The following is an 11,505-nucleotide window of genomic DNA, read 5'->3' on the forward strand; positions in this document are numbered from 1 at the left end:
GACCGCACCCGAGATCCACGGAAAGGCATAACCAGCCGCCATGCGCGCCCAGTTCGTCCTGTCGGAGATCGGCGTCGGTCTCCGCCGCAACCTGACGATGACCTTCGCGGTCATCGTCTCCGTCGCCCTGTCGCTCGCCCTGTTCGGCGGGTCGCTCCTGATGAGCGACCAGGTCAACACGATGAAGGGCTACTGGTACGACAAGGTCAACGTCTCGATCTTCCTCTGCAACAAGAGCGACGCGGAGTCGGACCCCAACTGCGCCAAGGGCGCGGTGACCGACGACCAGAAGAAGCAGATCAAGGCCGACCTCGACAAGATGGACGTCGTCCAGAAGGTCACGTACGAGTCGCAGGACCAGGCGTACAAGCACTACAAGGAGCAGTTCGGCGACTCCCCGCTGGCCAGCTCCCTCACGCCGGACCAGATGCAGGAGTCGTACCGCATCAAGCTGAAGGACCCGCAGAAGTACCAGGTCATCGCGACCGCCTTCGACGGGCGGGACGGCGTGCAGTCCGTGCAGGACCAAAAGGGCATTCTGGACAACCTGTTCGGGCTGCTCAACGGCATGAACTGGGCCGCGCGGGCGGTGATGGCGCTCATGCTCGTCGTCGCGCTGATGCTGATCGTCAACACCGTGCGCGTCTCGGCGTTCAGCCGGCGGCGCGAGACCGGCATCATGCGCCTGGTCGGCGCCTCGGGCTTCTACATCCAGGCGCCGTTCATCATGGAGGCCGCGGTCGCCGGGCTCATCGGCGGCACGCTCGCGTGCGCCTTCCTGCTGATCGCCCGGTACTTCATCATCGACCACGGTCTGGCGCTGTCCGAGAAGCTGAACCTCATCAACTTCATCGGCTGGGACGCCGTCCTCACGAAGCTGCCGCTCATCCTCGCCACGAGCCTGCTGATGCCCGCGTTGGCCGCGTTCTTCGCGCTGCGCAAGTACTTGAAGGTGTGACACATGCCAAGAGGGGCCGTGCGGTCAACCGGCCGTACGGCCCTTCCCCTTGTCCTAGACTCACCGGCATGTCAGGTCGTGACCCGTTCTGTCAGCCCCGCCGCATCCGCCGCGGGGCCGCCCTGACCTTGCTGTTCGCGAGCGTGCTCGTCGCCGGTGCGGCCACCGGGGCGTTGCCCCAGGGCGACCGGAAGTCCGCGCCGGACGAGGCCGGTTCGGCCACCCTGGCCGGCCGCCACGCGGCGGTGACCAGGGCGGCCGAGGAGGCCCTGGCCGACGGCAAGTCCCCGATGGAGGCCGCCAAGCGCGCCGTCAGCCGCAGCGGGGACCGCTGGGGCGCCGTCTACTCCGAGGGCGAGTACGAGGAGTTCGCCGAGGCCCTCGACGGCCAGTACACCGGCGTCGGCCTGTGGGCCCGCAGCGAGCGGGACGGCCGTATCGCGGTGACGAAGGTGCGCGCCGGCTCGCCCGCGGCCGCCGCCGGGATCCGCCCCGGAGACCTGCTGCGCAGCGTCGACGGCCGGAAGACCGACGGCCGGCCCGTCACGGAGGTCGTCTCGTTACTGCGCGGGGACGCCACCGACGCCCCCGCCGGCACCACCGTCCGCCTCGGCCTGGAGCGCGGCACGCGCGCGTGGACCGAGACCCTGCGCCGCGCCCAGCTGTCCACCGACTCGGTCACCGTTCGACAGGTCGCCGGCCCGGTCACCGTCATCAGGGTCGACACCTTCACCAAGGGCTCCGGCGACCAGGTCCGCGAGGCCGTCGAGCAGGCCCCGCCCGGCGCCGGCGTCATCCTCGACCTGCGCGGCAACTCCGGCGGCCTGGTCACCGAGGCCGTCACCGCCGCCTCCGCCTTCCTCGACGGCGGCCTGGTCGCCACGTACGACGTCGACGGCGAGCAGCAGGCGCTGCACGCCGAGCCCGGCGGCGACACGACGAGACCCCTGGTCGCGCTCGTCGACGGCGGGACGATGAGCGCGGCCGAGCTCCTCACCGGCGCCCTCCAGGACCGCGGACGCGCGCTCGTCGTGGGCTCCCGCACCTTCGGCAAGGGCTCGGTCCAGATGCCGAGCCGGCTGCCCGACGGCTCCGTCGCGGAGCTGACCGTCGGGCACTACCGCACCCCCTCCGGCCGCGCGGTCGACGGCCGGGGCATCACGCCCGACCTGGAGGCCGACGAAGGATCCCTCCAGCGGGCCGAGACCGTACTGCGCGGCCTCGCGGGCCCCTCGTAATCGACTTCCCCAGGGCCCCCTCCGTAGTGCGAAAATGGTCGGCACTATGGCTAAGGAAAAAGGGCGCAAGCTGATCGCGCAGAACAAGAAGGCGCGGCACGACTACCACATCATCGACACCTACGAGGCCGGTCTGGTCCTCACCGGGACCGAGGTGAAGTCGCTGCGCCAGGGACGGGCGTCGCTGGTCGACGGCTTCGTGCAGATGGACGGGCACGAGGCGTGGCTGTACAACGTGCACGTACCGGAGTACAGCCAGGGCACGTGGACCAACCACAGCGCCCGCCGCAAGCGGAAGCTGCTGCTGCACCGCGCCGAGATCGACAAGCTGGAGTCGAAGTCGGGCGAGTCGGGTCACACCATCGTGCCCCTCGCGCTGTACTTCAAGGACGGCCGCGCCAAGGTCGAGATCGCGCTGGCGAAGGGCAAGAAGGAGTACGACAAGCGGCAGACGCTCCGCGAGAAGCAGGACCGCCGCGAGGCGGAGCGGGTGATCTCGGCGGTGCGCCGGAAGGAACGGGCGTAAGGGTCCGGCCGTCCGGCCCGCCGCCGGCAATACGGTGGCATCGTCGGGCGTTGGTCACGTACGATGGCACCTGCACCTCACAGCGGGTGCGGGCCCTCTCGCGGGGGCGGATTGAAAAATCAACATGGGGATGATCGGTTTCGACAGCGGATGTCGAAGCAGGGGAAGCGTGTCGAGGAAGCGGCCATGATCTCGTAAACCACAGGCCGAAAAAAATAATCGCCAATTCCAAGCGATCCATCTCCCAGGGCGAGCTCGCCCTCGCTGCCTGATCTTCAGGTAGCGAGCAGCGGCTCCCCTACTTAAGGGAGTGTCAGCCCGGGGGTGTTCCCGACCCGGATCCTGGCATCATCTAGGGAACTAAACCTTGATCCCGGTCACGGGGTGAAGAGGGAAACCACACAGTGACTGGGCCCGTCGGAGACTTGTCGGCGTGATCTCCGGGGCCGAGAAAAGCACAGCCGACTGCACACGGAGAAGCCCTGGTTCCACACCGTTGGACGCGGGTTCGATTCCCGCCATCTCCACTCATCCCATGTGGGCACAGGCCCCGTCGCTTGCGAGCGGCGGGGCCTTTGTCATGCGTGGCCTGTGTCATGCGGGTCCCGTACTGGCCCGCTCCGTCAGGTGCGGCGGCAGCAGTGTGGTGTCCGGCACGGGTGTGCCGGTGCGTTTCCGCATCAGCAGATCCACCGTGCGGGTGCCCAGTTCCGCGGACGGCACGGTGACCGACGTGATCGCCGTGGGGGCGTCGGCGCCGACGGCCATGATCGACAGATCCTCGGGGATGCGCATGCCGAGCTGCCGGAAGGCCGTGACCAGGGGTTCCACGAGGGGATCGTTCTGGACGACCACGGCCGTCGGGGCGGGGCGGGCGCGCAGCAGCCGGTCGGCGAGGGTGCGGGCCGCGGCCGGGGACGGCTCGGCGGGGTGCACCGACGAGGCCAGCCCGTGCTGATGGGCCGCGGCCGTGAAGCCCTCGACCAGGCGGCGGGCCGAGGCGGTCTCGCGGAGGTAGACCGCCGGTGGCGAGCCGGCCAGGGCCACGGTGCGGTGGCCGAGGCGGGCCAGGTGGTGCACGCACACCTCGCCCGCCGCCCGATAGTCCAGGTCGACGCAGGTCAGACCGCGCGGGTCGGCGGGGAGGCCGAGCAGCACCACGGGGTGGTCCAGGGAGCGGACCAGGGGCAGGCGCGGGTCGTGGAGGCCGATGTCCGTGACCAGTAACGCGTCCACCAGGGCCGACCCCTCGACCCGGGTCAGGCCCTCCTCATGGGTGAGGAGCAGGACGTCGTGGTCGTACCCGCGTGCCGCCGTCACCACCGATTGGGTCAGCCGCATCATCGCCGGTCCGTGGACGCCGCCGTGCAGCGGAGCCGCCACGGCGAGGATCTTCACCCCGCCGTGCGCCCGCGCGCCCGATTGCGGCCGGTAGCCCAGCTCCCGGGCCGCCGCCTCTACGCGTCGCCGGGTCTCCGCGGAGATCGGGCGCTTGCCGCTCAGCGCGTAGGAGACGGTGCTGGGGGAGACCCCGGCCCGGCGGGCCACGTCCGTGATCCTGACCATCAGGCCGGCTCCAGCGTCAGGGCGCCGGTCCCGGCCGCTGCCCGCACCTGGCGGTGGCCGGTGGCCAGAGCCCAGGGGGCCGACGGGTCGCTGCACGACGCCCGCAGGGTGCCCCCGCCGCACACGACCGTGAAGGTCGCCTCCCCGACCCGTACGGTCACCCGGTCCCCGTCCCGCAGGCCGTACGCCCGGAGGGTCACCCCGTCGGCGTGGTCGTAGTCCGGGCGGTCGTCCCTCGCGCCCACCGGGATCACCGCTCCGGGCCGGACCAGCAGCGGCACGCTCAGGGCGTCGTGCCGCTCGCGCACCCAGCGCGGGCCGGTCACCGTCTCGCCGGAGAGGAAGTGCGTCCAGGTGCCCTCGGGGACGTAGTACGAGACGTCGCCCTCGTCGCTGAAGACCGGTGCCACCAGCAGGTCCGGGCCGAGCATGTACTGCCGTTCCAGGTGCGCGCACCCCGGGTCGTCCGGGAACTCCAGCACCATCGCCCGCATCATCGGCACGCCCTCGGTGTGGGCGGTGCGGGCCGCCTCGTACAGGTAGGGCATGAGGCTCAGCTTCAGCCGGGTGAAGTGGCGGGCCACCTCGACGGACTCCTCGTCGAAGAGCCAGGGGACCCGGTAGGAGTTGCTGCCGTGCAGGCGGCTGTGGGAGGAGAGCAGGCCGAAGGCCAGCCACCGCTTGAACAGGGCCGGGGTCGGGGTGCCCTCGAAGCCGCCGATGTCGTGGCTCCAGAAGCCGAAGCCGGACAGGCCGAGGGACAGGCCGCCGCGCAGCGACTCCGCCATCGACTCGTAGGTGGCCTCGCAGTCGCCGCCCCAGTGCACGGGGAACTGCTGGCTCCCCGTCGTCGCCGAGCGGGCGAAGAGGACGGCCTCCGCCTCGCCGCGGTGCTTGCGCAGCACCTCGAAGACCGTGCGGTTGTACAGGTACGTGTAGTAGTTGTGCATCCGCTCCGGGTCCGAGCCGTCGGACCAGACCACGTCGACCGGCACCCGTTCCCCGAAGTCCGTCTTGAAGCAGTCGACGCCCTGATCGAGCAGCGCCTCCAGCTTCGACGCGTACCAGTCGCGGGCGGCCGGCGAGGTGAAGTCGACCAGGGCCATGCCCGGCTGCCACATGTCCCACTGCCAGACGCTGCCGTCCGGGCGTCTCAGCAGGTGCCCGAGCGCCTTCCCCTCGGCGAACAGCGGGGAGCGCTGGGCGATGTACGGGTTGATCCAGACGGAGATCCGCAGGTCACGGTCCTTCAGACGGGCGAGCATGCCCTCCGGGTCGGGGAAGACCCGCGCGTCCCACCGGAAGTCGCACCAGTGGTACTCGCGCATCCAGAAGCAGTCGAAGTGGAAGACGGACAGCGGGAGTTCTCGCTCCCGCATGCCGTCGATAAAGGACGTCACCGTCTCCTCGTCGTACGAGGTCGTGAAGGACGTCGACAGCCACAGGCCGAAGGACCAGGCGGGCGGCAGGGCCGGGCGGCCGGTCAGGGCCGTGTACTTGCGCAGGATGTCCTTCGGGGTCGGGCCGTAGATGACGTAGTACGTCAGCTCCTGGGTCTCCGCGCTGAACTGCACGCGGGACACGACCTCCGAGGCGACCTCGAAGGACACCTTGCCGGGGTGGTCGACGAAGACGCCGTAGCCCGCGTCCGTGAGGTAGAAGGGCACGTTCTTGTAGGCCTGCTCGCTGCACGTGCCGCCGTCGGCCTGCCAGATGTCGACGACCTGCCCGTTCTTCACCAGCGGGCCGAAGCGCTCCCCGAGGCCGTAGACGGACGTGCCGACCTTCAGGACCAGCTGTTCGCGCAGGTGGTGGGCGCCGGCCGGGTCCCGCATGATGCCCGTGCTCTTGTGACCGCTGCTGGTGAGCGGGCGGCCGTGCGCGAGGAACTCGACGTGCCAGGGGCCGCCGCGGGCGACCCGGACCGAGAGGTCGCCCGAGGTGAGGGTCGCGTGGTCGTCGTCGTACGAGAGCTGCGGGGCGGTTTCGGACTCTGTGAGCCCGAACGCGGGGGCCTGGGGGCGGCCGCCCGTGAAATGCGTCAGCGTCAGGCCGATGACGTCGGGCATGGGCGTGTGGGCGCTGACCGTCAGGACGGGGCCCGTCATCAGGTCGCCGCGGGAGCGGATGGGCCGGGTCGGCGCGTGGATCTCCAGCGCGCCGTCCGACTCGGTGACGTCGAGCACTTCGGCCGGATAGGCCGCGGTGACGCCCTCGCGCAGGAGCCAGTAGCCGTCGGTGAACTTCATGTGGGGGGTCCCTAACTTCCCGGCGCATGATGTCGAAGCGCTTCGACAGTCGAACGTATGTGGGGTGCGCGAGGCCGTCAATGGGTTGGGCGGGGATGGGTGAAGCGATTCGACGCACCGACCAGGGACAACACCAGGGCCAGGGCCGCCGCCGTCACCGGTATGCCGTATCCGGCCGTCGCCGAGACGTGCTCCACCGTCCAGCCGCCGACCGCGCTGCCGCCGGCGATGCCCCCGAGCAGCCCGGTCACCGCAAGGGTCATGCCCTCGTTCAGCCGGCCCTCGGGCGTGCGCTGCTGGACCAGCGTCATGGTGGTGACCATCGTCGGGGCCGTCGCCATCCCGGCGACCAGCAGGGCGCCCGCCAGCAGCGGGAGCGAGCCGGTGAGCGCGGCGGCGAGCAGCGGCAGGGTCAGCAGCGCGCCCATCGCGGCCACGCACCACGACAGACGGGTCGCGGCCGGTCCCGCGGGCTTCACGGACCCGTACAGCAGGCCCGCCGCGCAGGAGCCCGCCGCCTGGAGCGCCAGCACGACGCCCGCCGCCGACCGGTGCCCCCGCTCGTCCGCGAACGCGAGCGTGACGACCTCCGTCGAGCCGAAGATCCCGCCCAACGCCAGGCAGACCGCGAGCAACGGGGGCATGCCGGCGGCGCGGAGCGGCGCCTTCGCGGGTGTCCGCGCGCGGACCGGCGGCTCCGTCGCACGCCGCGTCGTGAACAGCAGCATGCCGGTCAGCAGCAGCACCGCGCCGACGAGCGTGCCCGCCTCCGGGAAGAACGCCCCGCACAGGAACGCCGCGAGCACCGGGCCCAGCATGAAGCACAGCTCGTCCGCGGCCTGCTCGAAGGAGTTGGCGGTGTGCAGGGCCTTCGCGTCACCGCCCAGGAGATGGGCCCAGCGGGCCCGGGACATGCCGCCGGTGTTGGGGGTTGTGGCGGTGGCGGCGTAGGAGGCGAACAGGGTCCAGTCCGGGGCGTCGTGGCGGACGCAGAGCAGCAGCGCGAGGGAGCCGAGGACGGCGATCACCGTGGCGGGCAGGGCCACCCGCGCCTGGCCGTACCGGTCGACGAGCCGCGCGGTCCAGGGCGCGACCACCGCGGTCGCCGCGAGCCCCGTCGCGGTGACCGCACCGGCCAGGGCGTACGAGCCCCGCGTCCCGGCGATCATGACGACGGCGCTGACGCTGAACATGCCCATCGGCAGCCGGGCGATCAGGTTCCCGGCGGTGAAGGCGCGGGCGCCCGGCAGCCGGAACAGGCGGCGGTACGGGGAGAGTGGCGGCATGCGCCCACCGTCGCCCGGGGGAGATCAAGTGGTCCAACACCTGTTCCGCGCGGAATCACGCACCTGGGTTGTAAGCGGCCGAAAGCAAGTGGCGGGAAATGTTCGCCGGCCGTTCTTCATACAGGGATATGGAAATTACTGATGCTCCTCATGGTGCATGGAAAAGATGCTCATTCGGGAAAATCCTTCACTCGTTTGCCGCGCATCCGCCGAAGCGGGCCGACGGTTAGTCGGTACATGACCGAGGCGACCAGGAAAGACGGTTGGGCGGTAACGCTCGGCCCATACACCTACATTCCGGCTCCAGCGCACTCGTCGGCCACCGTCAACGGCACGCTCACCAAGGCCGGTTGCCCGGTCACGCTCCAGGTGACCGAGCCGGTGCTGCGCGATTTCATCGACGCCATGAGCGCGCTGGAAAAGGACCTCGCCCGACGGTGGATCAGTGCGACGGAATGGCCCGCTTTTGCGCTTGCGGAATAGTCGGGCCACCGCCATGTACGACAAAGGAATCGAGGGAACCGGCCGGCACCGGGCTCCGGCCCGGGATTTCGTCACCCCCCTGACGCCGCCGGACCCGACCTGGGACCCGGCCGAGGAACTGGCGTTCATCCTCGAGGAGGCCCTCGGGGAGCAGACGAGGATTCCCGGCCCTCGGGACCAGGAACCGGCCGTGGCCCCGGAACCGGCCCCCGCGCCGAGCGCGCACATGAAACGGCTCCAGGACATCACCGAGGAGCTGCCGCCCGTCCGGGACGTACCCCGCCGCCACCGCAAGGTCCGCACCCGCAGAGCCCCGGGGCTGCTCCGCACCACCAGCTTCCTCGTCGCCGCCCTGGCGGCCGTCATCGCCTCCGCGGTGAGCCTCCTGAGCGGCATGGTCGCCTACGACCCCCTGCGCCTGGTCGCGATGTCCCCCGCGGAGCGGAACCTGCGCACTTGGTGGCCGCTCCTCGTCTACGGGCCCTGGGTGGTGGGCTCCCTGTCGGTCCTGCGGGCCGCGCTGCACCAGCGCCGTGCCGTGCACTCCTGGTGTGTGGTCCTGGTCTTCTCCTGTGTCGCGGTTCTGCTGTGCGTCGCCCAGGCGCCCAGGACCGTCCTCGGCATCGCGGCGGCGGCGCTGCCCGGGCTCGCCGCGCTGGCGTGCTTCCAGCAGGTCGTCCGGCAGATCACCCTGACGCGTCCGCCGCTGCGGTCGGTGCCGCGGCACCGCGTGGGGCAGGGGTTGCCGAAGGAGGTTCCCGGGGCGGAGGCGGCGACCGGCGGAGAGGTGACCGCCGAGGCCGAGGTTCTCGGGCAGGGCGGCGAGTCCTGAGGCGTGGCCTGGGCGAGGCTTCCCGGTAGGGCGCAGGCGTCCAAGCCCCCGGGGCGTCGTCCGCTGTAGTTTCGGCGCATGCCTGCCCACCTCGACCCCCGCCTCCTGCGTGCCTTCGTCACCGTCGCGGAGGAGCTGCACTTCACGCGCGCCGCGGTCCGTCTCCACCTGGCCCAGCAGGCGCTCAGCCGGGATGTGCGGCGGCTGGAGCGGGAGTTGGGCGCCGAGCTGTTCGTGCGGACCACCCGGCAGGTGACCCTCACGCCCGACGGGGAGCGGCTGCTGCCGTACGCCCGCCGTGTGCTCCGGGCGCAGGACGAGCTGCTCGCCGCCTTCGATCAGGCCCGCCCCCTGCTGGTGGACCTCAACTCCCCGGGCCTGGTCACGCCGCGCCGCGTGCTGCACCGGGCGCGTGAACTCGCCCCGGGGCACGAGCTGATGGCCCGCTACGAGAGCGGCCTGACCGGAGCCGCCGGTGAGCTGCTCGCGGGCCGGCTGGACGCGTCGTTCGGACGGTTCGCCGGGCTGGACCCGGCGCTGCGGGCCGGCCTCGACCACCAGCCCGTGCGGTACGAGCCGATGGCGGTCGTACTGCCCGAGGACCACCGGCTGGCCGCGCTGGCGGAGGTGCCGCTCGCCGAACTGGCCGGCGAGACCGTCTACGCGGGCGCCGGCAACCCGCGCACACCGGAGTGGACCGGCCTCGCGCGGCTGCTGTTCGAGGGGCGGGGCATCGAGATCGCGCCACCCGCTCCGCTGGCCGTCGGCGAGGAGGAGTTCCAGCGGGTCATGGCCCGAACGCGCCATCCTGTCCTGGCCGTTGTGGGCTTCCCGGCCATGCCGTCGACGGTGTCGCGGCCCCTGGTCGACCCCGTTCCGCTGTCCCCCGTCTCGCTGGTGTGGCGCCGGGGCCTGACCCACCCCGCGTTCGACGCGCTGCGCCGGGCCGCGGCCCTGCTGGCGGCGGAGGAGGGATGGCTGCGGCGGCCCGCGGGGGGATGGGTTCCGGCCGGTGACGATGTCCTCATGACGTCTCACGGCTGACACGATTCGACACGCCGCCCACACACAACCTCCGCGTGCGCTACATTCGACGCCTGAGCACGGTGTGGTAATAGGGGGGCGCTCGGCCGGGTGGGGGCCCGGTCCGACGACGGGTGCTCAGGTCGTACGCGCACCTGAACCATCCCGTGGGGGGAAGTGCGTACGCGTGACACAGTGGCGAGAAGACGCCCCGTCCGAGTGGCCCGAGGCCGCGGCGGCCACCGGTGAGGTCTCCGCGGACGGCATAGCCCGGGACCGGAGAGTCACGCAGGTCTTCGCCGGCGGCGACGTCCGGGTGACCGAGCGCCGGCGGCCCGACGCGACGGAGATACTGCGCGGGATTCCGCGGCAGAGCGAGGGCGAGGCCGACTCGCTCGCCCCGGGCACCGGCGCCCGGCCCGCCGTCCGCGACCCCTGGCAGGAGCAGGAGGCGGCCGACCGTGCCGGGCACGGCCGCGCCGGGCACACCCACGATCCGCACGAGGTCACCGTCCAGCTCGACGCCGTCCAGCTCGGGGACGGGTTCGTACGGCAGGTCAAGGAGGGCACCGGCGCCGAGGCGGCCGCCGACCGGCCCGTCTTCGTCGACGAGTCCGGGCGCCGCAGCCGCCGCCTGCGCCGGATCGGCATGGTCGTCGCCCTGGCGTGCGGGGTCTACGCCGTCGTCATCGTCGCCACGCTGCTGTCGGGCAACTCCAACGCGCCCTGGCTGCCCGTGCCGAGCAAGAAGGAGGGCCCGCCGGCCGGGCAGGTCGACACCCCGCCGCTGCCCGCGGAGCCGGCACCGACCGGCGGCACCGGCGCCACCGCCCCGGGCGGCACGCCAACGGCCGACGAGGTCACGGCCCCCTCGCCCGGCCCCAGCGCCCTGGAACCCGTCGCCACCGCAGGGCCCGGCCGTCCCGACACGACCGCCGACCCCTCGCCGACCGCGACCCGGACCACACCGGCCCCGGGCACCGGCGTGACCGAACCAGCCCCGAGCAAGCCGGCGAACCCGCCGAGCACGCCTGTGCCGGACCCGACGCCGACCGGCGGCACCACGCCCGAACCGCCGACCGAGACCACCGGCACTGGCGACGACGGCGGCACCGGCACGGTCGCCGACGGTCCGGCCGAGCCCCGGCCCGGCCCCGCGCAGCCCGCCGCCTAGGGCCTCCCGAAAGCCCGACCTCTGGCCCCCCTCCCGCACCAGCCGGAAGCCCGGCCCCCAGGCCGAGCCTCCCCGCATCAGCCGGAGGCCGGCCCCGGCCGCGCCTCCCGCACCAGTCGCCTGCCCGGATGTGCCCGGCACGCCGCAGAACCGTCCCCGCACCACCCCTC

General features: G+C 72.1%; 10 protein-coding genes and 1 other RNA gene. 8 read left to right on the forward strand and 3 right to left on the reverse strand.

Annotated elements, in window-relative coordinates; translation table 11 throughout:
* The first annotated feature begins 40 nt into the window (after positions 1–40).
* The 4 genes from ftsX (at position 41) to ssrA (ending at position 3,252) form a co-directional block, all read left to right on the forward strand.
* Positions 41–958, forward strand: coding sequence for a permease-like cell division protein FtsX (gene ftsX / locus IE255_RS00245; RefSeq protein ID WP_190048040.1), 918 nt, complete (start codon positions 41–43; stop codon positions 956–958).
* A 68-nt stretch (positions 959–1,026) separates the two neighbouring features.
* Positions 1,027–2,196, forward strand: a complete 1,170-nt coding sequence (locus IE255_RS00250) for a S41 family peptidase (protein ID WP_190048041.1) — start codon at positions 1,027–1,029, stop codon at positions 2,194–2,196.
* A 46-nt stretch (positions 2,197–2,242) separates the two neighbouring features.
* On the forward strand, positions 2,243–2,722 hold the full coding sequence (gene smpB, locus IE255_RS00255) for an SsrA-binding protein SmpB (protein ID WP_190048042.1): 480 nt from the start codon (positions 2,243–2,245) through the stop codon (positions 2,720–2,722).
* Between the two features lie 126 nt (positions 2,723–2,848).
* Positions 2,849–3,252: a transfer-messenger RNA gene (gene ssrA / locus IE255_RS00260) on the forward strand.
* Positions 3,253–3,316: 64 nt separating this feature from the next.
* Here the strand turns inward: ssrA and IE255_RS00265 are convergent.
* The 3 genes from IE255_RS00265 to IE255_RS00275 all read right to left on the reverse strand — a co-directional run bounded on the left by IE255_RS00265 (position 3,317) and on the right by IE255_RS00275 (position 7,823).
* On the reverse strand, positions 3,317–4,288 hold the full coding sequence (locus IE255_RS00265) for a LacI family DNA-binding transcriptional regulator (RefSeq protein WP_190048043.1): 972 nt from the start codon (positions 4,286–4,288) through the stop codon (positions 3,317–3,319).
* A complete protein-coding gene (yicI, locus tag IE255_RS00270) occupies positions 4,288–6,537 on the reverse strand; it encodes an alpha-xylosidase (RefSeq protein WP_190048044.1) in 2,250 nt (749 codons plus the stop codon). The genes IE255_RS00265 and yicI overlap by 1 nt, the downstream gene beginning before the upstream one ends.
* Positions 6,538–6,614: 77 nt before the next feature.
* Positions 6,615–7,823 carry an MFS transporter gene (locus IE255_RS00275; protein ID WP_190048045.1) on the reverse strand — a complete coding sequence of 403 codons (1,209 nt, stop codon included), beginning with the start codon at positions 7,821–7,823 and terminating at the stop codon, positions 6,615–6,617.
* Positions 7,824–8,060: 237 nt separating this feature from the next.
* Here IE255_RS00275 and IE255_RS00280 point away from each other — a divergent pair, with 237 nt between their 5' ends.
* The 4 genes from IE255_RS00280 to IE255_RS00295 all read left to right on the forward strand — a co-directional run bounded on the left by IE255_RS00280 (position 8,061) and on the right by IE255_RS00295 (position 11,335).
* On the forward strand, positions 8,061–8,306 hold the full coding sequence (locus IE255_RS00280) for a hypothetical protein (RefSeq protein ID WP_190048046.1): 246 nt from the start codon (positions 8,061–8,063) through the stop codon (positions 8,304–8,306).
* A gap of 13 nt (positions 8,307–8,319) precedes the next feature.
* Positions 8,320–9,138: a hypothetical protein gene (locus tag IE255_RS00285; RefSeq protein WP_229906226.1), complete on the forward strand. Its 819-nt coding sequence runs from the start codon at positions 8,320–8,322 to the stop codon at positions 9,136–9,138.
* A 78-nt stretch (positions 9,139–9,216) separates the two neighbouring features.
* Positions 9,217–10,182, forward strand: a complete 966-nt coding sequence (locus tag IE255_RS00290; RefSeq protein ID WP_190048047.1) for a LysR family transcriptional regulator — start codon at positions 9,217–9,219, stop codon at positions 10,180–10,182.
* A gap of 166 nt (positions 10,183–10,348) precedes the next feature.
* Positions 10,349–11,335, forward strand: coding sequence for a hypothetical protein (locus IE255_RS00295; RefSeq protein WP_229906227.1), 987 nt, complete (start codon positions 10,349–10,351; stop codon positions 11,333–11,335).
* Positions 11,336–11,505: the final 170 nt, after the last annotated feature.

The sequence above is a fragment of the Streptomyces lomondensis genome, from assembly GCF_014651035.1.
In the GTDB taxonomy this organism is placed as follows: Bacteria; Actinomycetota; Actinomycetes; order Streptomycetales; family Streptomycetaceae; genus Streptomyces; species Streptomyces lomondensis.